Raw genomic sequence first — 26,241 nt, forward strand, 5'->3', positions numbered from 1 at the left:
AATTGAAATTAAATAATTCGGAGTTGATGATGCTTGATTCTAAAAAACCACGTTTTGGTCGCATCCTGCTTAAGCTTTCAGGTGAAGCTTTAGCGGGCAATAAAGAGATGGGTATCGATGCACAAGTGCTCGATCAAATGTCACTCGCAATTGCGCACCTTGTTGGTTTGGGTGTTCAAGTGGGTATCGTTGTCGGCGGTGGTAACCTTTACCGTGGTAGCCAATTACAAAAAGATGGTTTGGTTGGCCGTGTAACAGGTGACCAAATGGGTATGTTGGCCACTGTGATGAACGGTTTGGCACTGCGTGATGCTTTGGTACGTCGCAATATCAAAACTCGTCTAATGTCAGCTTTACCCATTGGTGCAGTAGTTGAATCATATTCTAGTCGTGATGCAATTCGTCATTTAACACGTGGCGAAGTTTGTGTATTTGTCGCAGGTACGGGTAACCCATTCTTTACGACAGATACAGCAGCATGCTTACGCGGTATCGAGATTGAAGCCAATCTTATTCTCAAAGCGACGAAAGTTGATGGCGTATACAACAAAGATCCAAGCAAATATGAAGATGCAGTGAAATACGATGCATTAACATTTGACCAAGTTTTAGATGAAAAACTGGGTGTGATGGATTTAACAGCGATCTGCTTGTGCCGTGACCACAACGTCCCACTTCAAGTATTTGATATGAACAAATCAGGTTCATTACTTTCAGTGGTAATGGGTGAAAAAGAGGGTACTCACGTTACTAACTAATGTACGTGGGCCCTAAAGCTCTTTATACTACAAGCTATTTTAGAATTTACATCTTTTCGAATTAAGTAAGGAAGATCACATGATTAACGATCTTAAAAAAGACGCAGAAGACCGTATGAACAAATCTCTAGATTCTCTAGAGCATGGTTTTGCTAAAGTTCGTACAGGGCGCGCGCACCCATCAATTTTAAATGGTGTTATGGTTCCTTACTATGGCTCTGATGTGCCATTAAACCAAGTGGCGAACGTGGGTGTAGAAGACTCTCGTACTTTACTTGTTCAGCCTTTTGAACGTTCAATGGTTGCTGCAATTGATAAAGCAATCCGTGAATCTGACTTGGGCTTAAACCCGATTACTGCTGATGCAATCCGTGTTCCTATGGCTGCATTAACAGAAGAAACACGTAAAGACATGCAGAAAGTTGCACGTAACGAAGCTGAAAATGCAAAAGTTGCGATCCGTAACATCCGTCGTGATGTTTTAGGTGATATCAAAGCATTGTTGAAAGAAAAAGAAATTTCTGAAGATGATGAGCGTCGTGCGGGTGATGACATTCAAAAAATTACAGACAAATTCGTTGCTGAAGTTGAAAAACGTCTGGCTGCAAAAGAAGCTGAATTGATGAAGGTCTAAGTTTTAATGACCTCATCTGAAGAAACTTCCCGTCTTCCAAAACATGTTGCCATCATTATGGATGGCAACAATCGTTTTGCCAAAAAGAATCAAATGCAAAAAGGTGAAGGGCATCGTTCTGGAAAGGACATCCTAGATCCCATCGTTGAACATTGTCGTAAAAGAAATATCCAAGCACTGACCGTTTTTGCTTTTTCGAGTGAAAATTGGAATCGTCCTCAGTTTGAGGTTGATCTGTTGATGGCTCTTCTCGAAGAAACCATTCATGAGCAGTTGCCGCGTATGGAAAAATTTGACATTTCCCTACGTTTTATTGGTGATCGTTCTCGTTTATCTCCTAACTTACGTGACTTAATGTTGCAAGCCGAACAAAGGACTGCTAATTTCGACAGCATGACTTTAACTATTGCAATTAGTTACGGTGGTATGTGGGATATGGCACAGGCTGCAAAACAAATCGCAGCAGATGTTTTAACTAACAAAATAAATCTTGAAGCAGTGGATGCTGAAGTCTTCGGTCAATATGTCAGTTTAAGTGATCTACCTCCGGTAGATTTGTTAATTCGTACAGGTGGTGATTTCCGTCTTTCGAACTTCTTGCTTTGGCAAGCTGCGTATGCAGAACTTTATTTTACCCAGACATTATGGCCTGAATTTACCATTGAAGAATTTGATGACGCACTAGCAGTATTTGGTGGTCGTGAACGTCGTTTTGGTAAGACCTCAGAGCAGATTCAACAAGAGCAGTTTGAGAATAAATAAATGTTAGAGCGGATAATAACCGCATTGGTACTGGTTTCAGTTGTATTGAGTTGCATGTTTGCAACCGAGTCTAAATACCCAATGCTTGTGCTGATGATTATTGCATCAGCTGTCGCTGGTTATGAGTGGTTTAAACTCATGCCGCGTAATACACAAAATGTGATTAAACCTTTCGCTTGGGGCTATGGTCTAGTCACTGCTATTCTTTCAGCACTAGCATTGCATTTTACAGATGTTGCATTACTGCTTTGGGCAGCTTCAATCTTTACTTGGATCTTAAGTGTATATTGGGTGAAGTCTTATCCTGAATACGACAACTGGTATAACCCAAGTCTGAGTGGTATTGGTTTAGTCTTAGTTCCTGCTGCGGTAACTGCTATTTTTTCTGTGTGGATGAACTCACCGTGGTGGCTCATGTATCTGTTCCTTTTGGTATGGGGTGCAGACAGTGGTGCATACTTCGTGGGACGTAAATTTGGTAAGAAAAAACTTGCACCAGATGTGAGCCCAAATAAATCGATCGAAGGTTTATATGGCGGTCTATTCACTGCAATGCTAATTGTTATTGTTGTTGAAATTATTTATCTTGATTTAAGCATCGCTGAACATATTTTATTTTTAATACTTTCAGTAATAACAGTATTTAGTTCAGTACTTGGTGATTTATTTGAATCGATGATCAAGCGTCGTGCAGGGATCAAAGATTCTGGTCGTATTCTTCCGGGACATGGTGGTGTGCTGGACCGTATCGACTCGTTGCTTGCTGCAGCACCTATCTTTGCAGCAGGTATGTATGTTTTAAAATTAATTGGCGTAGATTTATAGATGTCACAATCTGTTTGTATATTGGGTGTAACAGGATCCATTGGTCAAAGTACTTTAAAGATTCTGCAACAGCACCCCGAAGAGTATTCAGTTTTTGCAGTCACTGCACATAGCCGAATTGTAGAACTTGTCGAAATATGCAAACAATATCGACCGAAAATCGCAGTTGTTCCATTCAATAAAGTGGATGAACTGCGCCAATTACTCGTAGCTGAAAAATTAACTGATATTGAAATCCTGCATGATGAAGAAGGATTAATCGCAGTAGCAGAACATCCACAGGTTGATGTGGTCATGGCAGCTATTGTGGGTGCGGCAGGGTTGCTACCTACATTGGCTGCTGCGAAAGCAGGTAAACGCGTGTTGCTTGCAAATAAAGAAGCGCTGGTGATGTCGGGTGACATCATGATTCAGACCGCACGTGAAAATAATGCTTTGTTGCTGCCAGTCGATTCTGAACACAATGCAATCTTCCAATGCTTACCTGAAACTTATCTACAAGGTGAGCGTCTTGGTCAGCCAAAGCTAGGTGTCAAACAAATTTTACTTACCGCTTCTGGTGGTCCATTTTTACATCATAGTTTAGAACAATTGCAAAGTGTAACGCCGGCCCAAGCCTGTAAGCATCCAAATTGGTCGATGGGGCAAAAAATTTCAGTTGATTCTGCAACGCTAATGAATAAAGGCTTGGAATTAATCGAAGCCTGTCATCTTTTTGCAGTTGAAGAACAATTTGTAACAGTTGTTGTCCATCCACAGAGTATCATTCATTCAATGGTTCAATATGTAGATGGTTCGACTTTGGCACAAATGGGAAATCCTGATATGTGTACGCCTATCGCTCATGCATTAGCGTGGCCAAAGCGTATTCAAACACATGTGCCTCCATTAGATTTATTTGTTCATTCACAGTTAAATTTTGAACAGCCTGATATACAGCGATTCCCAGCGCTAAAATTATCACGTCAAGCCATGAAGGCTGGAGGCTTAGCTCCTACGATTTTAAATGCAGCCAATGAAATCGCCGTCGCAGCATTTTTGCATGAGAAAATTGGCTTTACTCAAATCCCTCAAATTGTGGAACATGTGTTGGGGCAAGTTGAAAACTCAGCTGCAAATAATATTGATGTTATTTTGCATGCAGATAAATCGGCACGTATGGTTGCTGAAAAAGCAGTATTGAATTCAGGAAGTTAAGACATGAATGCCTTGTTTATGATTATTGCAGCAATATTGCTACTTGGACCGCTGATAGCGATTCATGAATTTGGGCATTATTTTGTTGCACGTAAACTGGGCGTAAAGGTTTTAGTTTATTCGATTGGTTTTGGCCCAACTCTGCTCAAGTGGACGTCGAAGAAATCAGGTATTCAATATCAACTGTCTGCATTACCACTGGGTGGTTATGTCAAAATGTTGGATGAACGAGAAGGTGATGTCGCCGCAGAAGACTTACCAAAAGCATTTAACCGACAACACCCTTGGAAGCGTATTGCAATTGTTGCGGCAGGGCCACTCATTAACTTGGCTTTTGCAGTAGTGTTGTTTTGGATTTTATTTTTACCAGCTCAGGAACAGCTGAATACGCGCGTAGGTAAAATTTTACCGAATACGCCTGCAGCAGCTGCGCAAATGCAGTCTGGTGATAAAATTACTGCCGTAGATGGCACTCAAGTATCCACTTGGGAGCGCTTGAATTATGCCTTGGTTGATCGTGTGGGTGAAACTGGAAACATTCAAATTCAAGCTGAACGAGCAGGGCAAATTCAAAACTTCAGTTTACCAATTCAGAGTTTCTTACGTGATCAAACTCAGTCACCACTCGATGTTCTTGGTTTTACACCGTATCGTCCTGAAATTCCTGCAGTGGTTTCAAAACTCAGTGAAGATGGCGCAGCGATTCGCCAAGGGATGCAAGTGGGTGATCGAATTGTTTCGATCGATGGCGTAAAAATGAAAGACTGGTTTGATGTTGTACAAGTTGTACAAGCTTCTCCAGAAAAGTTACTTAAAATTGATGTTTTACGACAAAATAAAATTGTGCATTTAAGCGTGATGCCGCAAGGTAAGCGTGACCAAATGGGTAAAGTCACAGGGCTTTTAGGTGTACAAAGTGATCCGGGTAAAGTCAATATTCCAGCCGAATACAAACAAACCATTCAATACACGCCTGTAGAGGCGATGGGCAAAGCGGTAGAAAAAACAGGTCAGATATCTAGTATGATCCTGAATTCTATTGTAAAAATGGTGCGTGGTTTGGTTGGTTTAGATAATTTATCTGGTCCGATTACTATTGCGAAAGTGGCTGGACAAAGTGCTGAAATGGGGTGGCAAACCTTCATTTCATTTATGGCACTGATGAGTGTAAGTTTGGGTATTTTAAATTTACTACCGATTCCTATGCTCGATGGCGGTCATTTAATTTACTATTTTATTGAATTAATTCGTGGTAAACCTGTTTCTGAACAAATACAATTGGTTGGATTAAAAATTGGTATGGTATTGCTGGGTAGCATGATGCTACTGGCTCTATTCAATGACATTATGCGTTTATAAGAACGTTATACGAAATAAATTAACAGCGGAAAAGACTGGCATGCAGCACAAACATTTATTTATGCCATTGGCACTGGTTAGTGCTATGGCCGTAGCACAACAAGTATATGCAGCAGATGATTTTGTAGTACAAGATATTCGTGTTGATGGCTTAGTGCGTTTAACTCCTGACAATGTAGCCGGAATGATCCCATTCTCCGCTGGTGATCGTGTCAATGATCAAATCATTTCAAACTCAATTCGTAGCATGTTTGCGTCGGGTTTGTTTGATGATGTGAAGTCTTCACAAGTCGGTAATACCCTTGTATATACAGTGGTTGAACGCCCAGTAATTTCTAAAGTTGAGCTAAAAGGCAATAAACTTATTCCTAAAGAAGCCTTGGAAGAAGGCTTAAAGAAAATGGGTCTGTCCGAAGGTGAAGTTTTAAAGAAATCATCTTTGCAAACGGTTGAAACTGAATTAGAACAACAGTACATGCAGCAAGGTCGCTACGATGCTGATGTCAAAGTGATTACAACCGCTCAACCGAATAACCGTGTAAATGTCTTAATCGAGTTTGAAGAAGGTCAATCTGCCAAAGTATTTGATATTAATATCATTGGTAATACGGTCTTTAAAGAAAGCGAAATTAAACAAATTTTTGCATTAAAAGAAAGTGGTTGGAACTCGATCATTTCTCGTAATGACCGCTATGCACGTGAAAAGATGGCTGCGAGTTTAGAAGCGTTACGTGCGATGTATCTCAACAAAGGTTACATCAACTTCAACATTACCAATTCAAGTCTGAATTTGAGTGAAGATAAAAAACACGTCTTTATCGAAGTTTCGGTGGATGAAGGTGAACAATTTAAGTTTGGTGAAACCCATTTCTTAGGTGATACGCTTTATACGCAAACAGATTTAAACGCTTTAAAACTTTATAAAGATGGCGATTTATATTCACAAGAAAAAGTGAATGGTGTGAAACAACTTTTACTTCGTAAATACGGTAACGCAGGTTACTACTTCGCAGAAGTAAACATTGTTCCTGAAATCAATAAAGACACCAAATTGGTTGATTTAAATTACTATGTGAATCCGGGTCAGCAAGTCACTGTTCGCCGTATTAATTTCACAGGTAACTCGAAAACAGCTGATGAAGTTCTACGTCGTGAAATGCGTCAAATGGAAGGCGCATTAGCAAGTAACGAAAAAATTGATTTGTCTAAAGTGCGTTTAGAGCGTACTGGTTTCTTTAAAACCGTTGATGTTAAGCCTGCACGTATTCCGGGTACCCCAGATCAAATTGATTTAAATGTAAATGTTGAAGAGCAGCATTCGGGGACAAGTACTTTAGCTGTTGGTTTCTCACAAAGTGGCGGTGTAACTTTCCAAGCAGGTTTGAGTCAAACCAACTTCTTGGGTACAGGTAATGCAGTTTCTATCGATTTGTCTCGTTCAGAGACTCAAGATTATTATAACCTCAGTGTAACTGACCCATACTTCACTATTGATGGTGTACGCCGTGGTTATAACTTGTACTACCGTAAAACCAAGTTAGATAACGACTATAACGTTAACAACTACGTCACTGATAGTTTTGGTGGTGGTATCAACTTTGGTTATCCGATCGATGAAAACCAAAGTATCAGTATGGGTTTGAATATTGATAATACCGAAGTGACAACAGGTCCATATGTTTCTACCTATGTGCGTGATTATTTACTAGCAAATGGTGGGAAAGCAACAGATACGACATCTTTCTGTCCTACTGATGCATCTGGTAATTCGCAATTAACTGTGCCTGTATACAAAACTGATGAGAATGGCGATTTTGTACTAGATGATAAGGGTAATAAAATTGTTACTCACAACACTTGTGCAGTACCTGAAGAATCGTACGACAGTGCGTTTAAAGGTGATTTCTTAACCTATAACCTTAACTTAGGTTGGTCGTACAACACCTTGAATCGCCCGGTATTCCCTACATCGGGTATGTCACACCGCGTCAATGCCGAAATTGCATTACCGGGAAGTGATGTTGAATATCAAAAAATCACTTATGATGCACAAGCTTATTTCCCACTAGGTAAAGACTTTGTGTTACGTGGTTACGGTAAGTTAGGCTATGGTAATGATTTACCGTTCTACAAAAATTTCTATGCAGGTGGTTTTGGTTCGGTACGTGGCTATGACAACAGTACTCTAGGGCCGAAATATCCTGGTGTGTATTATGATGCGCAAAATCAGGTTGACTACGATCCAGAAGAAGTCGGTGGTAATGCTTTAATTCAATTTGGTACTGAATTGGCTTTACCTGTGCCATTTAAAGGCGATTGGGCGCGTCAAGTTCGTCCAGTATTGTTTGCTGAAGGCGCACAAGTATTTGACACCCAATGTGACGTTCCTAAATCTAGTGAAGACCGTCAATACTGTAAAGATAACTACGGCTTTGATATGAATAACATGCGTTATAGCGTTGGTGCAGGTTTTACTTGGATCACGATGATTGGTCCAATTTCACTGAGTTATGCATTCCCACTGAATGACAAAGCTGGCGATGAAACAAAAGAAATCCAATTCGAGATTGGTCGTACGTTCTAAGTACGACCCTTCTGGGAATAACAAAATTACAGGTTGATAATATGAATAAATTATTTGCTGGTTTGGCGGTATTGGGTATGTCATGTACTGCTGTTGTGCATGCAGCAGGTTACGGTGTGGTTGATTTAGAAAAGGTGGTGGATCAAAGCACTTATCTAAAACAACAAAATGCTCAAATTCAACAGCAGTTGAAACCACAAACCACTAAAATTGAATCACTTGCAAAAGAGCTGGAAGCAATGCAGCAAAAAGCTCAGCAAGGTGGTGATAAGTTGACTGCTGCGCAAAAGCAGCAAATGGGTCAACAGTATCAAGCTAAACTTAAAGAACTAACTGATTTACAGCAAAAAGTTCAAGCTTCGGTTCAAGGGAATATTCAGTCCTTAAATCGCACGATGGATACTCGAATCAAGCAAGTTGCAGAACAATTGCGCACAGAAAATAAGTTAGATGTTGTTTTGAATAAAAATTCAGCACTTGCGTATGACCCTAAGTTTGATTTAACTGATAAAATGATTCAAAAGGTTAATGCAATTAAATAATCAATGAATTCTCAAAAATTCAGTTTAGAAAAGCTTGCTCAACTTGTTCAAGGTCAATGTATTGGTCAGCTAGACTTGCAATTCAGTGGAATGGCAAGTTTAGAAAGTGCTCAACCGCATCAGCTTGCATTTTTAAACGCAGATAAATATCTGAATGAAGCTCAACAGTCTAAGGCTGGTGCGCTGATTGTGACTGCAGACATGCAGTCACAAATCCCTTCACATCAAAACTTCATTGTCGTATCCAATCCATATCTGGCTTTCGCTATTCTGACGCATGTTTTTGAAAAGAAATCTGTAGAAACAGGTATTGAAAGTACTGCCCAAATTCATCCTTCCGCAATCATTTCTGATACTGCTTATATTGGGCATTATGTGGTGATTGGTGCGAATAGTGTGGTGGGTGATGGGACTCGCATTGAATCACAAGTGAAGATTGATCATGGTGTTGAAATTGGTAAAGATTGTTTTATCGATTCGCATGTGACAATTACTGGTGAAGCCAAGTTAGGTGATCGCGTACGTATCCATGCAAATACGGTGATCGGTGGTGAAGGGTTTGGTTTTGCACCTTATCAAGGGAAATGGCATCGTATTGCTCAATTAGGTTCTGTACGCATCGGGAATGATGTACGTATTGGTTCAAATTGTAGTATTGACCGTGGTGCTTTAGATGACACAATTTTGGAAGATGGTGTCATTATTGATAACCTTGTGCAAATCGCGCATAACGTCAAAGTAGGTGCAAATACGGCAATGGCAGCGAAATGTGGCATTGCAGGTAGTACAACTATTGGCAAAAATTGTGTGCTAGCAGGGGCTGTTGGTATCGTAGGTCACATTAATATTGCAGATAATGTGACAATTACCGGTATGTCAATGGTCACAAAAAGTATTTCCGTTGCTGGAAGTTATTCTTCAGGTACGCCAATGCTTGAAAGTGGTTCTTGGAAAAAGGCAGCAATCCGCTTTAAACAATTAGCAGATGTGCCATTGACCCAATTGGTCAAACGACTTGATCATATGCAGTCTCAAATTGAGTCCCTTGAATCAACATTTAAATTGCGTAAATAATTATGATGACAGAGTCGAATACCCCAGCTTTCACAAAACCTGAATTACCAATGACTATTCAGACTATTCGTGAATATTTGCCACATCGTTATCCGTTTTTATTGGTTGATCGTGTTGTTGAAGTGACTGACAACGGGATTGTAGGCTATAAAAATGTAACCATTAATGAAGAATTTTTACAAGGCCATTTCCCTGAATACCCAATTATGCCGGGTGTGCTGATTGTTGAAGCATTGGCGCAAGTATCGGGTATTTTAGGTTTCATTATGAATAATGAGAAACCTTCAGCGGGTTCGCTGTTCTTATTTGCTGGTGCAGAGAAGGTTCGATTTAAAAAACAAGTCGTTGCAGGCGATCAACTTGTATTAAAATCGGAATTAGTGATGCAAAAGCGTGGCATTTACAAATATAATTGTGTTGCCACTGTAGATGGCGTAGTCGCAGCAACCGCGGAAATTATGGTTTCGCATCAGAAAACAGAGACAGCATGAGCAATAACGAATTAATTCATCCTACCGCCATTATTGACTCATCAGCAGTAATTGCTCCGGATGTGCAAATTGGACCATATTGTATTATTGGTCCTAAAGTCACAATTGGAGCGGGCACTAAACTGCATTCACATGTTGTGGTGGGTGGTTATACCCGTATTGGTCAACATAACGAAATTTTTCAATTTGCCAGTGTTGGTGAAGTTTGCCAAGACTTGAAATATGCTGGTGAAGAAACGTGGTTAGAAATCGGTGATTATAACTCGATTCGTGAACACTGTAGTTTACATCGTGGTACTGTTCAAGATCAGGGTCTAACTAAAGTTGGTAGTCACAATTTATTGATGGTGAATACACATATTGCACATGACTGTGTAGTAGGTGATCATAATATTTTTGCTAATAACGTCGGCGTTGCAGGTCATGTCCACATTGGTGATTACGTCATCGTAGGTGGTAACTCTGGTATTCATCAATTCTGTAAAATCGATTCATACAGTATGATTGGTGGTGCATCGCTTATTTTGAAAGATGTACCTGCTTATGTCATGGTATCTGGTAATCCAGCCCATGCTTTTGCAATGAACATTGAAGGAATGCGTCGTAAAGGTTGGTCTAAAAATGTGATTCAAGGTTTACGTGAATCTTTTAAATTGATCTATAAAGATGGTTTAACGACGAATGAAGCGATTGAGCGTATTCGCATTGAAATTTTGCCTGAAGTGGCAGAAGCGCAACTGTTGATTGACTCACTTGAGCAGTCTAAGCGCGGTATTGTGCGCTAAATGCTGCGAATAAAAAAAGACACCTTATAAGGTGTCTTTTTTTGCATTAAAAAATAGTTCTATTTTTTAACAAAGCCTGCTTCTTCAGATTTTGGATACTTTTGTGTGAGCTTGGTTTTGAGCTGCGTTGCTAAATTGCTATTTCGATCGACATCTTTTGCAATGCTATAGAGTTGATATAACGCTCTAGGCGCGCGGGTCGATTCAGGGTATTGATCTACCACGATACTATAGTTCTTTTTTGCTTCCGCGTAGTTGGTCGGTTCAACAGCAAGGTTGAACTCAGCTAGCCAAAAATATGCGTTGCTAATATAGACACTGTTAGGATTATTCTTAATAAAGTTTTTCATCGGTGCAATGGCTTTTTTCGCACCACCTTGTTTGTATGCATCTAAAGCAACGGTATATGCCGCTTTCTCGAGCTCAAGTGAGTCACCACCTGCATTTACAGGTTGTTTTGCAGATGAGCTTAATGTTGCTTGGGTCGTAGGTTGTTTAACAGGTGTAGGCGCTGTATTAGCTGTTACTGGGTGCAGTACCTTGTTGGTTATCCTCCGCGGCCTCTGTGTCTTCACTTGGATCTACTTTTTGTTGGAGTAGTTCTAAACGTTGATCTAAATCTGCATAGCGGTTTGTAAGTTCACTTTTTAATTGTTCGATAATATTGTCTTGCTCTTCCATTTTACCGCGTAAGTTACGCAATTCATTTTCGAGCTGTTGGTTCTTCTGCATAAGCTGCCAATTCAAATTGGTTGGAATAGGGGTAGAGCCAGCACCTGTTTGAATGGCCGTATTATTTGCTGTATACACAGTGCCATTATTAGCGCCACTCAAACCACGAGATTCAATTGGAATATTGGCAAATAATGCACCTGAGCAAGTCAATGTAAGGGCACACAATACATGCTGTTTAAACATCATAAAAATTCCATGTAGTTACAAGCATGTCCGTATAGAATAGTTTTATTACAGACAGCTTTAGATAAAACGATAAGCACATTAAAAACGCCAAAGTTCTGAATTGCAATAAGCTTTTACAATCTTGTTGTGTATTAAAGTAAAAATATAGTGATGAAGTTTCACGTTTTCTACATCATCGACCATCATATTGATTTATAAATAATCAAATAGTTTTTTCTATTCAGGAATTCTTGGTTTTAGGCTTGCATGTTTATTAAAAATCTCTATACTCTGTTCTTGCAATGGTAGCCCTGCCGGTTACTTCGCAATTGTACTCTATAAACCCCGCCAGGACCGGAAGGTAGCAACGGTAGTAGAAATATGATGTGCCGAAGTCTTGCTGGTAGGGTTGCCACCAGTTTCAACAATAATAAATTAAACGTCCTCTCATTTTTTCAATCCTATATTATTCTTTATTTTAGTTTTATTAATTCTTCATTTAGATCTATATCTTTGTTATTCGTCATCAAATTCTTTACGTGCAATCACTTTAAAAATCGTATCGAGATCAAAGCCTCGATATTGCAAAAAACGTATTTGTTTGGCTTTTTGTTTTGGATCACGTTCAACAGCTTTGCCAAATTTTTTTATTTTGAGCTGGTAGGCTTCATTGACCCAATCTGTTTCTTTTAATTCATCCTGAATTAATTCACTGTCTACTTTTTTATTTTTTAACGCGAGCTTTATACGATTAGGGCCTTTACCTTTACGTTTTTGACTCGATAGCACCATCTCTGCTACACGCTGATCGCTTTGATAGTTCTCACGTGCGAGTTCTTCCACCAAGTGTATGACTTCTTCACGACTATCTGCATACAGTGCTAATTTTTCGATTAAATCCGCTTTTGAGTATTCTTTACGTGTGAGTACTGCAAAAGCGTACGAGCGTAGACGAGAGCCGCACAGTCCTGGTTTTTTTTCAGCATGAACATCTTTACCATTGGTGTCAAAATGCAACGCAGTGTGATCGATCACCGAAGTATTGTCATGTGAAATGTCAGTTTGTGCAGCATGATTTACGCAGGTAGTTTCTTCAGCTTCTGCAAACTGTTGTTTCAGTGCTTCATAATCAAGCAAGAGTGGAAAATGGTCTTTAGTCATGGGGTCATTTTAATACAAATTTTGAGTGCAAAACAAAACGCCCCGTAGGGCGTTTCGTCTGCTATTAAAGTATGCTGTAATTAAGCATCTAAAAAGTCTGGTTCTTCTTCGTCTTTGTCTTCTACAGGTGCTGTACCCGTAGTCAGAAGTTGTTCACGAATCAGTTTTTCGATAGTTTGTACAAGTTCAGGGTGTTCTTCTAAGTGGCGAATGGTATTGTTTTTACCTTGCCCAATCTTGTCACCTTGGTATGAATACCAAGCACCTGCTTTTTGAACAATTTCTTGTTGTACTGCGAGGTCAACAAGCTCACCTAAATGGTTCACGCCTTTACCATAAAGAATTTGGAAAATCGCTTCACGGAATGGAGGAGCCATTTTGTTTTTCACAACTTTCACTTTGGTTTCTGAACCAATGATTTCGTCGCCTTCTTTCACTTGACCAATACGGCGGATATCTAAACGTACAGATGCATAGAATTTAAGTGCATTACCACCAGTTGTGGTTTCTGGGCTACCAAACATTACACCAATCTTCATACGGATTTGGTTAATGAAGATCACCATACAGTTCGAACGTTTCGCATTACCGGTAATTTTACGCAGTGCTTGGCTCATCAGGCGAGCTTGTAAGCCCATGTGTGAGTCACCCATTTCGCCTTCAATTTCGGCGCGAGGGGTCAGTGCAGCTACAGAGTCGACAACGATCAGGTCAATGGCACCTGAACGTACCAGCATGTCTGCAATTTCAAGTGCTTGTTCACCATTGTCTGGCTGTGAAACAAGTAAGTTATCAATATCTACGCCAAGTTTACGTGCGTATTGAGGGTCTAATGCATGTTCAGCATCGATGAATGCACAAGTACCGCCAGCTTTCTGACATTGTGCAATAGCTTGTAATGTCATAGTCGTTTTACCAGAAGATTCAGGACCGTAGATTTCTACGATACGACCTTTAGGCAAACCACCAATACCTAGTGCGATATCTAATGTTAAAGAACCTGTAGAGACAGCTTCAACTGCCTGTACAGTATTATCACCAAGACGCATAACGGTGTTTTTACCAAACTGCTTTTCAATTTGGCTTAAGGCCGCATTTAACGCCTTGCTTTTATTATCATCCATCTTACAACCTCAATACGATGTCACGAAACAATATACTCAAGTGGATGTATTCAGTTTAGATCTGTTCCACGAGGGTATAGTGACAGAAATCATCCTTTTGTTCTATGAAAATCACAACAGGTGCGACATGTTGTGACGCTTTAACTTAATCATCATTATAAGACCATTGCTGGTCAAACTGTTGATCATTTTCTCTTTTAAATTTACCAATATCTCGACGATCTTTTTTACTTGGTCGATGATCTGGCCGAGCTAGATTATGCAACTTTCTTTGGGATGCGAGCAATTCCCGTTTTGCAATACTGACCTCAGTTTCATCATAAAGCAGCTGAGCGGTTGGGGCAGGCCCACGAACATCCGACAGTGCTTTCACCACCACAGTTTTTTTCTCAAGGCCTTGTGCAATGGTTAATTCCATGCCTACACGAACTTCACGAGAAACTTTAACGCGTTCGCCATTATGATGAACTTTACCGCCTTCAATCGCATTTTTGGCAATAGAGCGTGTTTTAAAAAAACGTGCAGCCCACAACCATTTGTCTATACGCATACCAACCGCATCTTCGGCTAGATTTGATTTACGCATATTTTTTCTGTTCCTCGGCTTGCTCAGTCGTTTGAGCTTCTAAAATAGGGATTAAATCTGTTAATGCGGACAGCATTGGATAATTACAAGTCTCGCGAGGCGCTTTGGCAGATGAAGGCTGCTGAATCGAATAGAGCTGTTCAATCCCAAAAAGTTTTGCACCATTGAGCACTTTTTCTGTGTCATCAATGAAATAACAGTTTTTTGCATCGAAGGGGTGTTTGCTTGCTAATATTTGCCAAAACTCAATAAACTCTTTGGCATGACCGAGCGTTTCTGAACTGACGATAACATTGAAAAAATCACGAAGACCGGTTTCTTCAAGTTTGAATTGTAAGCCTTCATAGTCGGCATTGGTCGCAAGCCAAATAGGATAGCCATTTTCTTTTAGATAGGTGAGTAGCTCAATGCAGCCTTTGCGTTTAGCTACTTTGGCTTTTTGTTCTATTTGCATTGCCAAAACATCAACGCCAACTTGTGACGTCCAAAAGCGAGAGGAGTACCATTTTAGGGTATGATTATGTTGTTGATAAAAACTAAATAGCGTTTGCTTGCTTTGTTCGAGTGAGCACTGATGCTGTTCAGCATAGCGAATTGGCAGCAGCTCATTCCAGATAAAATCATCATAAGCAAGATCGAGTAAAGTACCGTCCATATCAAAAATGATCGTTGGCTTTTCTGAGTAATTTGGCATATAAAGGTATTCTATGTTTAAAACAACAACAGCACCGCAAGACCCACTGATTTTGCAGTTGGTTCCCATTGTGACACAAGCTTGCGAAATTTTGCGAGAAGAATATCAGCGTTATTGCTCAGGTGCGGATTTTGATGTGGAACGTAAAAGTGATGATTCACCTGTAACGCAAGCTGACTATCGTGCAAATAGCTATATTACTCAAGCATTATCCAAAGTTTCTAACTTGCCTGTATTGTCAGAAGAAGGTGGCAAGTCTGAACGTATGCAATGGCAAAAATTTTGGCTGCTTGATCCTTTAGATGGTACCAAAGAGTTTTTACATAAAAGACCTGAATTTACCATTAATCTGAGTTTGGTTGATGGCGCCAATACCACCTTTGCCATATTGGCGATTCCCGGGGAATACAGCGTATATATTTGTCCCTTTGAGGGACTGCCGCTGAAATATGATAGCCAGTCAACCACATGGTATGAATATGTTCAAACCTCTGTAGAGAATGTCGTACACGTTGGCTTGAGTCAAAGTGCCAAAAATAAGCCGATTTATAAGGACTATCTAGACGCTTTAGAAAAACTCACTCCTTATCAGACATACCATGCTGGTAGTGCATATAAGTTTTGTATGATGTTAGAAGATCGAGTGGATATTTACCCGCGTTTTCATCCGACTTGTGAATGGGATACGAGCGCTGGACAATGTTTAATCGAGCGTATTGGTGGTGGTTTGGTTGATTTTAAAGGTCGCGCTTTTTTATATAACCAACGTACAACTTTATTAAATGGTGGATTTATTGCATTTAAAAATGCCGAAATGAAAGAATTGGCCTTAAATGCTTTGGCAAACATGCCTGACAAAACTTGAGCTAAATCGGGTTCATGCTATAGTGTCTGCACACTCCGTTAAATCTCCTGCATATAAGAACTGTCAATTATGGCCCTAGATTTGCTCCCTCCTAGTATGCTGAAAGCAATAGACTTATTGCCGGATGAAAAGACGCCTGTAACTTTGTTTACACGTCATTCCATTCGTGAAGTTGTACAAGGACAGGGGTTGGCTGGTTATGACTTGCAACTGACCCATCAAGGACGTGATTTAGCCGAAGCGTGGGGCAGCTATTTGGTTGAAAATACCGATCGTGTTATTCAGCACTGTATTTCGAGTCCAATTCAACGCTGTGTGGATACAGCGGCATTGATGATTCAAGGTGCGGATAATGTCACGATTGAACCGAATACCCACCATATCGAGATCATTGAACAAGGATTATTGGTCGAGCCGGGAAGTTTTGTGCTCGATATTAAAAAAGCAGGACCATACTTTCAAAAGCAAGGTGCTTTAGGCTTTATCAATAGTTTTGTGAATAATGCTTTGCCGGGGATGAAACAGCCTATTCATGGGGTGGTAGATGTATTGGAGTTGATTTACAACACTCATCCAACCAATGATTATGGTCTGAGTCTAGCGGTGAGTCATGATACGATTTTGGCTGCAATTCTTGCCATTATTTCAGGTAAAAATATCGTGACACGCGAAGACTGGCCGAAAATGATGGAAGGTTTATTTGTTTGGTTTGAAGGAGATGTATTCCTTGAGTCAAAACTGAAATGGATTTGGCGTGGTGAACTAAATGAATTAAATATTCGTGAATTTCAGCAAGCTGAACAGCAACTTTAAGAAATTTTGCTAATAATAAAAAATTTATAAAAGGCATCCATGTGCGGATGCCTTTTTTATCTGTTTCAGTATTTCATTAAATAAAAGATTAAATATTGGCTTTAATTCGTGCAGGGTACTGATTTAAATCAATACTTGAACCATCGTCACTATAAGGCCAGCGGCTAGTATTAACTGGGAGATGTTGTTGGTGGATTCGACTGTATTTGTCTGCAGCAATCAATGTCGCAATGTCATGATCCTTAATGCTATACGCTTGTACGATTTCAACTGGATATTGTGTGCGTTCAAAAAATTCAGCTTCTGTTTCCCCTTGATGCAGTGCAAAAATTCGTTCTACAGCTGGTAAGTACACGCCATATGCTAACCATGAATCTACGCCTTGAGAGGCTTGAATCTCAGCGGTCGATTTCATATTTGAAATGACTTTACCTAAAATGTCTTTTTCACCTTTCGATGTAAAATATTCAATATATTGATTTTCTGCTTCTGCAAATTTTTCTAATGATGGCAAAAATTGGTTAATCGACATTTTTATCCCTCTTTTCATTTGTACAGCAATGGCTGCCTAGGATGAAAATTAAAATACCATAAAAAATATATGGGATTAAACCATTTCTTAAAATTTTTATTTACAAACTTTCTAAAAATATCCAGACAATTTCTGTCGGGAATATACGATTGTATTAACAGGTCTACATCTTAATTTTAGTTGAAAAGTGAAGTACCTGTCACATTAATAATGATTCTACCAATAGAAAATATTTAGATTTTATTTGAATTGTTAATAAGTGACAAAACACGGCAATTGAATGATTAAAAAAAAGAAAATAGCATTAACTTTGTTGTAAATTATTGATTTATATATTTTATGTAAGTCTCTTTATTGGATTCTTTTGTGGCTAATTGGGGAATAGTAGTGAAAAGTGTGATAGATTTTTCATATAACAAATTATCAATTTGTATTGTGTCATTAATGTTAGTTGCTTGTGGTGGTGGAGGCGGTGGTGATAGTTCAAGTGGTTCTGCATCAACTGCAAATTATCCAGAACCGACTCAAGACATAGTCGATGATACCAGTATTGGCTTTTATGACTACGATGCAAATGATGCTGTTCGTGAAATACGAAATGATTTAGTCGGCAACTTTTCAGCGCAAGTTCAATTTGGTCAAAGTCATGTCGTCGATCCGAATGCGAACGAAGCCAAGAAAATGCCACGGTTAACCAGTGAAAAAGAAGCGCTGCTTATCGTGACGCCAACACTTGATATGCAAAACATCAAGCAACTCAAAGTAGAAATCTATCAAAACAACCGCTTAGTTCGTACCGCGACATTGGATGATCCGACGCAAATGCCTGTTTCAGACCAGAGTGGGCAAAGAGGTCGTCCAGATGTTTGGTACAGTAAACGCGCGTGGACCACGAAGCTCAATTGGGATGAAGTTAAACCCGGTCTAAGATTAAAATTTATCGACGCAAATAAAGTCAGCGGTGAATTGGCTGAGGATAAAATCGATTTTGCTGCACCAGGTGAATTGGTTTTAAATAATATCCGTGTTGGTATGTTGGCAGATAAGCCAAATTCTACCGGCCACTATATGCTACTAGAGCCTGAAAAAGCGGGCACAGATTATTTCCAAACCATTCCTGCAGCAGAAATGACGGTTGCACAATATGATGATATTCAGTTAACACGTGCAATGGTATCTTCAGGTGTTATTTATGACAGTAAAAGTGCCGGAGATGGTGGTGTTTATGCAGGAGACATGCGTGAGGATGTCGGTAAATCAACCTTTAGTGTTGGTATAAACCTTGCTAACTGGGGTATTACCAGTGCATCTATGGCCAACCAAAGTCAGCCACAATTAACCCAAACAGTAGTTGTCCATCATACGAAGGGGAACTATGCCAATGGTGTGCATACTCATGGACTGAGTGGTGGTAATGGCATGCTCACGCTTTATGATTCTGTAGGGAATGAATTTAGCCATGAAATTGGCCATCACTATGGTTTAGGACATTACCCTGGTCAGGTAGGTGACAATCTATTTTGGGCTGCACATCATGCGGACAGTGGATGGGGTTATATTGCCAATCGCAATATGATGCGCGGAAATCTATCATGGACGGCGACATGGAAGTGGGATGGAGCGAATGGTATCCCAAATTTTAAAAATCTGTTTCCGTACGGAAAAGATGCCATGTCCGGCGGGTATCCTGATAGTAATGTATCACGCTACACACACTATACGGGTTACAGCACATTCCTGAAAATTCAACCACACTTTGACCGTTATGTCTGGGATGAAACTTCGCCTACCGGCTACAAAAAGTGGAACAAAACCACTCGTGAAATGGAAGTCGCTCAACCGAAGATGCCAAATTCTACGGCTCCGGTTTGGTATAACGCAGATCAAAATTATCCACGACCACGGGTCTTTGGTCAGCCCGTAATTACCATTTTAGGGGGCTATGATCCAGTCAATCAAGTTGGTTTGTTGTATCCTGCTGCACGTTCAAACTGGGGTAATGTGTATGACTTAAATGCTGCCAATACCGCTTTGGATCAAGCGGCATGTTGGTTGAATGTGCAATACACGAATAAAGTCAACAATATTGCTTTAGCACCTGCACGATTAGGCAGTAATGCCAATAAATTGCATGTCAATTTAGCTTTGGCAGATCAACCACAGAAAGTTGATTTGTATTGTAAAAAAGCAGGTGAAGAAGCCAAGTTATTAGCAAATATTGATATTCCAGTCTACAGTACAGCGATCAAGCCGGCCGTCAAAATTGGACGTCAGCATGGTTATAGTGCATTGCGTGCTATCGAACTTCCTCAATTAGAAAGTGCTTTGGAAGCGCAAGCTGTAAATGCTGTTGTTGCACTTAATCCAACTGAAAAAATGCTGTATGAGTCCTATAAAAATGACAAGTCATTGATGAATAGTGTGGCGCGTCAGCAATTAACCCGTTATGAATCGCAACAAAACACAGCATACCGACTAAATCGTTGGATGAATGTGTATGCACAAGACCTAACCAATCAAGTACCTGAGGCGCAAAGCGCGCTCGAAGCATTTATGAAAAAGCTTTCAGTCACTCAAGAAGGTTTGTTCGAGCAGGCGACATTGATCAAAAATGGTAACAATTGTTTGAAATCTGAAACCTTAACTGATGGAACATTAAATTTATACATCAGTGGCCCAAGCGGTTGTACGGCGGACGAATCGGAACAGTGGGTATATGATGCCATTGGCCGTATACACAGTAAGTCAAATCCAGATCAATGCATAACAGGCAACGGTGGTTCAGCTAAAGTGACGCTAGAACGTTGCGTGTTAAACCAAACCAACCAAATTTGGACCATGGACCCTGCGACTACAACGATTCGTCAGAGTGGTCAATGTATGGATTTAAATACGGGACGTTTGCAAAATAACCGTGCGGATTTAATTCGATATAGCTGTACCAATGGTGCCAATCAGCGTTGGACAAATTTGACAGCAAGCCAAAACTTATTATGGACGTACTTATCAGCGACGAATATGAAGCTGATTAATAAATAGCCTATAATTAAAAAAATAAGGTCCATCGAGGACCTTATTTTTTGCTTTTAAAAACCTATAGGTACAAAAAAAGCCCTAAAAAGGGCTTTTTTTATCGCAACAAATTAGTTAGCTAAAGCTTTAACTTGTGCATTTAAACGGCTCTTATGACGAGCAGCTTTGTTTTTATGGATGATGCCTTTATCAGCCATACGATCGATAACAGGAACAGCTTTTTTGTAAGCTTCTGTAGCGACAGCATAATCACCAGCAGCAATAGCAGCTACTGTGCGTTTAAGATAAGTACGAACCATAGAACGTAAGCTTGCGTTGTGTTGACGTGCTTTAACGTTTTGACGAGCACGTTTTTTTGCTTGAGCAGAGTTTGCCACTCGTGCACTCCTTGAAATAGATTGGTCTGGGCGGGCTGAAATTACATCTGAAAACCAACATCAGAAGAACTATCACCAGCCCGTAAACAAGTGCCATATTGTGATTAAACTAAGCGCTTAAGTCAAGTCTTGACATGCTTTGACAACATTTTAGATGCAGAAAAATTTTAAAGAAAACGTTAGATTAGTCTAAAGTGATTGAGATTGTATGAAAAATGACTAAAAGTATAGAGAATGCGATTGTCATCGGAGCAACAGGATTGGTCGGGCGGGTATTGGTTCGTCAGCTCAGTCAAAATACAGGATGTAAGAATATTACGGCTGTGGTACGTCAACGTGACCATGAACTGAATGGATTGGCAAAAGTTCAACAAATGGTGATCAGTGACTTTCTTTCCCTGACTCAGGATGATGTGAGAGATTATAGTCATGCCTTTAGTTGTTTAGGCTCGACCATTAAAAAAGCAGGGTCTAAAGATAATTTTTATCAAATTGATTTTAGCATCAATGCGCATTTTGCTGAATTATTAGAATATACAGATACACAATTGATCATTGTCAGTGCTATGGGCGCTGACGCCAATTCCGCATTTTTTTATAATCGAGTCAAAGGGGAATTGGAATATTATTTAAAAACCTTAAAGTTAAATCAACTTTCGATATTAAAGCCTTCGCTGTTACTTGGTGAGCGTCATGAATCTCGACGTTTAGAAGATGCGACACAGAAACTTTATATGCGCTTTTCGCATTTTGTACCTGATCGTTTCAAATTTAAGCCAGTGACAGCACAGCAAGTGGCTCATACTATGGTCGAGGCGGCACAAACTCAGACTGAAAAGTTCGAGATTTATGATAATTTACGCATACTAACAATTAAATGAGGGAAATATCGTGTCTACAGTTCCATTCGTCACTTGTGATTTACTTGATGATCATCCAGACAAAGAATTACAAGTGGTGATCCCATCAATGGATGGTAAATTCTTTCAAAGTTATGGTGCACGAAAAAGTTTTGGCGGTAAGGTGGTGACGGTCAAATGTTTTGAAGATAACTCTCGTGTTAAAGAATTATTGGCAACCGATGGTACGGGTAAAGTATTGGTTGTGGATGGTGGCGCTTCGATGCGCTGTGCCTTGATGGGCGATATGATTGCTGAATCTGCAGTCAACAATCATTGGAATGGTGTCATTATTTACGGCTGTGTGCGTGATGTCGATGCGATAGCCGAACTTGATTTAGGTGTGCATGCTTTGGCTGCGATTCCACAAAAAAGTAACCGCAAAGGCGTGGGTGAAACAGATATTCCATTAAGTTTTGGTGGTGTAAACATTCAGTCTGGTGATTTTATTTATGCTGACAATAACGGCATTGTTGTTTCAAAAGAGCAATTGGTTGTTCTATAAGTGTGTTTGAGTTTTTAGTCATGGAATGAGTTAGCATTGCCTACTTATATACGACGATATAAATCTGGAATAAATACAAACTTCAGCTGAGGACTCTCGGCTGTTGTATAAAAATACGAAATAAAAGAAGAAAGGAAGAATGTATGTTGTTGCATCAATTAAAAGTGGCGCAAGCGTTGCTCTCAGGCGTAGCAGAGGGAGGACGTGGTACAAATGGGACGCCTTATCCCAAACAACCTGAAAAAGCCCTTAAACTGTACGAATTTGAAGGTTCTCCGTATTGCCGTCGTGTGCGTGAAGTTTTGACCACACTTAATTTGGATTATGAGGTTTACCCATGTCCCAAAGGGGCTAAAAAGTACCGTTTAGAGGTACAGAAATTAGGTGGAAAACAGCAATTCCCTTTCTTGGTGGATGACAACACTGGGGATCGTTTGTACGAATCTCAGCAAATTATTCATCATCTATTTAAACATTATGGCAAAACAGGTCAGACTCCTAAGAAGTATGCCAATTATCCTAAAATTCCGTATGTTGCCTATGTTGGAACCTTAATTAATGGGGCTCAAGGCGTGTGGGTGCAGCGTAAAGTTATCCATCGTGATGCACCAAGTCAACTCTTAGAACTATGGGGTTTTGAAGCGAGTCCATATACACGCATCGTACGTAGCGCATTGTCTGAAATGGAATTGGCATATACCTTTCATAATGTGGCTAAGGAGCGTTGGCAAGATCAAGGATTAGCGATAATGCGCTTAAAACCTGGTAAATATGTACCCCTGAAAGGTGGTAAACGTGAACAAGTGTTAAAAATCATGGGGAACAATATTCAAGTGCCATATTTGAAAGATCCTAATACTGGTGTAGAACTTTTTGAATCTGAAAAAATTGTAAAATATCTGAAAAAGCAATATTTGAGCTAATCTTACTCAAGTTTAAGCTAAGTGCAGTGTATAGTCAGACAGATGGCTATACACATATTGTAATGATAAATGGGTCTAAAATTAGAAGAAAAATGCATCATAGCTGCATCAATTGAATTAGAATAAATTATTAAAAATAAGAAATTTACTTAATTATAGGGATATCCTAAAAGGATTAAACTCATTAATGTAAAAGACATTTCATTTTTTCGGGGGAAGTAAATCATGTCACCACAAGAAGTCATACTACCCGTACCGGTGCTTGTCGTTGAAGATGAGGAAATTATTCAATTACGTTTACGTCAAATTTTGACGGAGCTGGGTTATAAGCGTGAAGAGCTTATCTTCACCAAAAATGTTAAAGAATCTATTCAAGCCGTAGAGACACAACCGATATCATTAGCCTTAGTTGACTTAGGTTTGCCTGATGGCAGTGGTATCGAAATTATTGAAAAAATACGTTCCCTCGAAAGTAATACTATGATCTTGGTTGTCTCTGCATGGAGTACACAAGAAAGCTTATTTGCTGCGATTAAAGCAGGTGCAACAGGCTATGTATTAAAAGAACGTGATGATGCTGAAGTACTTTTATCTATTCGGAGTATTTTACGTGGTGGGGCGCCGATTGACCCATTTATTGCACGAGAAATCCTAAAACAAATATCCGAAGCTGAAGCACCAAGTCCAGAACAAACAGTCGCCGATGAAGCAGACTTAAACCTGCTGACCAGTCGTGAAAAAGAAATTTTATGTTTGGTTGCTCAAGGTTTGAGTAACCGTGAGATTGCTGAACAGCTTTTTGTATCACGCTATACCGTAGAAAGCCATATTAAACATATTTACCGAAAATTAGCCGTAACGAAACGAACCAAAGCCGTGAGTACAGCAAGATCTATGGGTATTCTATAATGCGTAAAGGAGGATATTTTTTCTTATTTATCCTCTGTTTAGTATGGGGGAGCTTGAGTCATGCAGAGCAAGTATTCCCTGTAAATGATCAATGTAATGTAACTGTGAATAGCATTTCAAGGGTGAAGACACCATCCAATCAAGAATTACCCAGAACGGGATGGAAAACCACACAATTACCTGATCGTTGGAAAGAAGATAAAGACTGGGAAGGTTATCAAGGTGGTGCTTGGTATAAACTAGACTGGTCTTGGTACTGTAAAAATAATGCCCGTTTGGCAGAACCCATCGTACTATATATTGATTATATCATTAATACGGGTTCAGTCTTTCTGAATGGCGACTTGCTGTGGACCAATAAAAATCTTCAAGAACCGATTTCTAAAAGTTGGAATGTTGCGCGCTATTGGATTTTACCGATAAGTGGAATCAAACATGATCATAATGAAACTTTGATCTATGTGTATGGTTACTCGAGTTTAAATGCTGGCTTAGGCCCAGTAGTATTTAACAATGTAATGGCAACGGTTGAGCAAGCTGAAAAAACAACGTTTACACGTCGGACCATATTACAGTTAAATATTTTTCTTTCTGGGGTCTTGGGTCTAATTTGCTTTATTATTTGGTTGATGCGTCCTCGTGATACCAGTTTTGGCTGGTTTGCGCTTTCAACAGTGCTGTGGATTTTATTTCTCAGTAATGCCCTGACTACTGAAACCTTTCCATACCCAGATTCGGTTTTTTCTGCCAAAGCTAATCTGATATTTGTAATGCTGTACTTTCAGTGCTTTAGCATTTATATCTTACGCTTTCTTGGGCGTAAGTTTCCACGAATAGAACTGTCATTTACAATGTTGACTGCTGCACTGATTGGTGTGGTGTGTATTTGGCCATTCGAACAAAATGCAGATATTTCGAGCCTTATTTTCTTTTTGTATTGTGCATTCTTTTTTATCACTTACCTCTATCTGTGTAAAATTTGTTTCAAAGAACGAAGAAAGGACTATATTTTATTAGCAATCTGTTTGACTGCGATAATTGTGATAGTCATAGCTGACATCATGGTCTTGGTACTCTTTCCAAAAGAAAATTTTACACCTTTATCACCCTTTACTTCACCGATTATAACCTTATTTATAGTGGTGATCTTGGGGGCGAGACTCAATCGAAATATACAGAAAATTGAAAAATATAATGATGATTTGGCATTTGAAGTTCAGAAAGTCAGTGATGAACTATGTAGTAGCTTGAATGATAAACATCAGCTTGAACTGAGTAATGTACGCCTGCAGGAACGGATTAAATTATCGCATGATCTGCATGATGGTCTGGGCGCATCCATTGTGCGCTCGATGATCTTGGTTGATCAGTGTGAAAGTAATATTCCAAACAGACAGTTCTTGTCGATGTTGAAATTATTGCGCGATGATTTAAGGCAAATTATTGATAGTGGATCATCTTTGGACAGTAAAGTGCCAGATTCACCTTTGCTCTGGATCGCACCTGTTCGACATCGCTTTAGTCAGTTGATGGATGAAGTGGAAATGAATGCCAAATGGTGTATTCCTTCGCAGTGGGCGATCAAACCAACGGCAATTCAGTGTCTGACTTTAATACGAGTGATTGAAGAAAGCCTGACCAATATTGTGAAACATAGCCAAGCAAATCATGTCAATGTCACGCTGTCACAGTTCGAAAATGGCGCATTGTTATTAACTATTGAAGATGATGGCGTCGGTTTTGATGTTGAGAGTGTTTCAAATCATGGCATGAGTATCGGTATGAGAAGTATGAAAATGCGTGTGGAGCGTATAGGCGGAAATTTCAAAATTCATTCTCAGCAAGGCTGTACCATTATTCAAACAGAAATTAATTTAAAATCAGCTGCATAAAATAATATGTTGAAATA

25 protein-coding genes, 1 other RNA gene and 1 pseudogene are annotated in these 26,241 nt (G+C 39.6%); 20 read left to right on the forward strand and 7 right to left on the reverse strand.

The annotated features are described in order from the left end of the window. Positions 1-29: 29 nt before the first annotated feature. The 11 genes from pyrH (at position 30) to lpxA (ending at position 11,011) form a co-directional block, all read left to right on the forward strand. Positions 30-758 carry a UMP kinase gene (pyrH, locus tag FTU02_RS01810; protein ID WP_078193535.1) on the forward strand — a complete coding sequence of 243 codons (729 nt, stop codon included), beginning with the start codon at positions 30-32 and terminating at the stop codon, positions 756-758. Between the two features lie 79 nt (positions 759-837). Further along, positions 838-1,392: a ribosome recycling factor gene (gene frr, locus FTU02_RS01815; protein ID WP_078188724.1), complete on the forward strand. Its 555-nt coding sequence runs from the start codon at positions 838-840 to the stop codon at positions 1,390-1,392. 6 nt (positions 1,393-1,398) lie between these two features. After that, the gene (gene uppS, locus FTU02_RS01820) at positions 1,399-2,154 is read left to right on the forward strand and encodes a polyprenyl diphosphate synthase (RefSeq protein WP_180155480.1); all 756 of its coding nucleotides are present in this window, start codon (positions 1,399-1,401) and stop codon (positions 2,152-2,154) included. Further along, a complete protein-coding gene (locus FTU02_RS01825; RefSeq protein WP_078188722.1) occupies positions 2,155-2,979 on the forward strand; it encodes a CDP-archaeol synthase in 825 nt (274 codons plus the stop codon). After that, a complete protein-coding gene (gene ispC / locus FTU02_RS01830; RefSeq protein ID WP_180155482.1) occupies positions 2,980-4,176 on the forward strand; it encodes a 1-deoxy-D-xylulose-5-phosphate reductoisomerase in 1,197 nt (398 codons plus the stop codon). A gap of 3 nt (positions 4,177-4,179) precedes the next feature. Continuing rightward, a complete protein-coding gene (gene rseP / locus FTU02_RS01835) occupies positions 4,180-5,535 on the forward strand; it encodes an RIP metalloprotease RseP (RefSeq protein ID WP_078193531.1) in 1,356 nt (451 codons plus the stop codon). An 85-nt stretch (positions 5,536-5,620) separates the two neighbouring features. Beyond that, complete coding sequence (gene bamA / locus FTU02_RS01840) at positions 5,621-8,119, forward strand: outer membrane protein assembly factor BamA (RefSeq protein ID WP_373684197.1); 2,499 nt, start codon at positions 5,621-5,623, stop codon at positions 8,117-8,119. Positions 8,120-8,160: 41 nt separating this feature from the next. Beyond that, positions 8,161-8,661 carry an OmpH family outer membrane protein gene (locus FTU02_RS01845; protein ID WP_180078385.1) on the forward strand — a complete coding sequence of 167 codons (501 nt, stop codon included), beginning with the start codon at positions 8,161-8,163 and terminating at the stop codon, positions 8,659-8,661. A 3-nt stretch (positions 8,662-8,664) separates the two neighbouring features. After that, complete coding sequence (gene lpxD / locus FTU02_RS01850) at positions 8,665-9,735, forward strand: UDP-3-O-(3-hydroxymyristoyl)glucosamine N-acyltransferase (RefSeq protein WP_180155486.1); 1,071 nt, start codon at positions 8,665-8,667, stop codon at positions 9,733-9,735. Positions 9,736-9,740: 5 nt separating this feature from the next. Continuing rightward, complete coding sequence (fabZ, locus tag FTU02_RS01855; RefSeq protein ID WP_171263789.1) at positions 9,741-10,226, forward strand: 3-hydroxyacyl-ACP dehydratase FabZ; 486 nt, start codon at positions 9,741-9,743, stop codon at positions 10,224-10,226. Then, complete coding sequence (lpxA, locus tag FTU02_RS01860) at positions 10,223-11,011, forward strand: acyl-ACP--UDP-N-acetylglucosamine O-acyltransferase (RefSeq protein WP_180023806.1); 789 nt, start codon at positions 10,223-10,225, stop codon at positions 11,009-11,011. Before fabZ ends, lpxA begins: the two co-directional genes overlap by 4 nt. A 59-nt stretch (positions 11,012-11,070) precedes the next feature. Here lpxA and FTU02_RS01865 read toward each other — a convergent pair. After that, positions 11,071-11,932: pseudogene (locus tag FTU02_RS01865) on the reverse strand (YbgF trimerization domain-containing protein). 291 nt (positions 11,933-12,223) lie between these two features. On the opposite strand from FTU02_RS01865, the gene ffs reads away from it, so the two are divergent. Next, positions 12,224-12,320: signal recognition particle sRNA small type (ffs, locus tag FTU02_RS01870), an RNA gene on the forward strand. A gap of 107 nt (positions 12,321-12,427) precedes the next feature. Here the strand turns inward: ffs and FTU02_RS01875 are convergent. The 4 genes from FTU02_RS01875 to FTU02_RS01890 form a co-directional block, all read right to left on the reverse strand. Continuing rightward, positions 12,428-13,072, reverse strand: coding sequence for a regulatory protein RecX (locus FTU02_RS01875; protein ID WP_180155488.1), 645 nt, complete (start codon positions 13,070-13,072; stop codon positions 12,428-12,430). Between the two features lie 80 nt (positions 13,073-13,152). Beyond that, a complete protein-coding gene (gene recA / locus FTU02_RS01880) occupies positions 13,153-14,196 on the reverse strand; it encodes a recombinase RecA (protein ID WP_078193524.1) in 1,044 nt (347 codons plus the stop codon). Between the two features lie 145 nt (positions 14,197-14,341). After that, complete coding sequence (locus tag FTU02_RS01885) at positions 14,342-14,782, reverse strand: RNA-binding S4 domain-containing protein (RefSeq protein ID WP_168377604.1); 441 nt, start codon at positions 14,780-14,782, stop codon at positions 14,342-14,344. Beyond that, positions 14,775-15,476 (reverse strand): HAD-IA family hydrolase, encoded by a 702-nt coding sequence (locus FTU02_RS01890; RefSeq protein ID WP_180155490.1) that lies wholly within the window; start codon positions 15,474-15,476, stop codon positions 14,775-14,777. Before FTU02_RS01890 ends, FTU02_RS01885 begins: the two co-directional genes overlap by 8 nt. A 13-nt stretch (positions 15,477-15,489) precedes the next feature. Here FTU02_RS01890 and FTU02_RS01895 point away from each other — a divergent pair, with 13 nt between their 5' ends. After that, a complete protein-coding gene (locus FTU02_RS01895) occupies positions 15,490-16,341 on the forward strand; it encodes a 3'(2'),5'-bisphosphate nucleotidase CysQ (protein WP_180155492.1) in 852 nt (283 codons plus the stop codon). Between the two features lie 69 nt (positions 16,342-16,410). Then, a complete protein-coding gene (locus FTU02_RS01900) occupies positions 16,411-17,154 on the forward strand; it encodes a histidine phosphatase family protein (RefSeq protein ID WP_078188709.1) in 744 nt (247 codons plus the stop codon). 88 nt (positions 17,155-17,242) lie between these two features. Here the strand turns inward: FTU02_RS01900 and FTU02_RS01905 are convergent, their stop codons facing one another. Beyond that, positions 17,243-17,686, reverse strand: a complete 444-nt coding sequence (locus FTU02_RS01905; RefSeq protein ID WP_180066534.1) for a hypothetical protein — start codon at positions 17,684-17,686, stop codon at positions 17,243-17,245. Positions 17,687-18,130: 444 nt separating this feature from the next. Between FTU02_RS01905 and FTU02_RS01910 the strand changes: the two genes are divergently transcribed. Further along, entirely contained in the window at positions 18,131-20,725 is a 2,595-nt protein-coding gene (locus FTU02_RS01910; protein WP_180155494.1) for a M66 family metalloprotease, read from the forward strand. A 104-nt stretch (positions 20,726-20,829) separates the two neighbouring features. On the opposite strand, the gene rpsT is transcribed toward FTU02_RS01910, so the two are convergent. Then, a complete protein-coding gene (gene rpsT / locus FTU02_RS01915; protein ID WP_078188707.1) occupies positions 20,830-21,096 on the reverse strand; it encodes a 30S ribosomal protein S20 in 267 nt (88 codons plus the stop codon). A 215-nt stretch (positions 21,097-21,311) separates the two neighbouring features. Here rpsT and FTU02_RS01920 point away from each other — a divergent pair, with 215 nt between their 5' ends. From FTU02_RS01920 to FTU02_RS01940, 5 genes are all read left to right on the forward strand, one after another. Next, complete coding sequence (locus FTU02_RS01920) at positions 21,312-21,977, forward strand: NAD(P)H-binding protein (RefSeq protein WP_180155496.1); 666 nt, start codon at positions 21,312-21,314, stop codon at positions 21,975-21,977. Positions 21,978-21,987: 10 nt separating this feature from the next. Continuing rightward, the gene (gene rraA / locus FTU02_RS01925; RefSeq protein ID WP_180155498.1) at positions 21,988-22,500 is read left to right on the forward strand and encodes a ribonuclease E activity regulator RraA; all 513 of its coding nucleotides are present in this window, start codon (positions 21,988-21,990) and stop codon (positions 22,498-22,500) included. Between the two features lie 143 nt (positions 22,501-22,643). Then, positions 22,644-23,423, forward strand: coding sequence for a glutathione S-transferase N-terminal domain-containing protein (locus tag FTU02_RS01930; protein ID WP_180155500.1), 780 nt, complete (start codon positions 22,644-22,646; stop codon positions 23,421-23,423). 225 nt (positions 23,424-23,648) lie between these two features. Then, the gene (locus FTU02_RS01935) at positions 23,649-24,332 is read left to right on the forward strand and encodes a response regulator transcription factor (protein ID WP_078188703.1); all 684 of its coding nucleotides are present in this window, start codon (positions 23,649-23,651) and stop codon (positions 24,330-24,332) included. A 53-nt stretch (positions 24,333-24,385) separates the two neighbouring features. Then, positions 24,386-26,224, forward strand: a complete 1,839-nt coding sequence (locus FTU02_RS01940) for an ATP-binding protein (protein WP_306669720.1) — start codon at positions 24,386-24,388, stop codon at positions 26,222-26,224. Positions 26,225-26,241 lie beyond the last annotated feature (17 nt).

Source organism: Acinetobacter sp. YH12045 (genome assembly GCF_013419925.1).
In the GTDB taxonomy this organism is placed as follows: domain Bacteria; phylum Pseudomonadota; class Gammaproteobacteria; order Pseudomonadales; family Moraxellaceae; genus Acinetobacter; species Acinetobacter amyesii.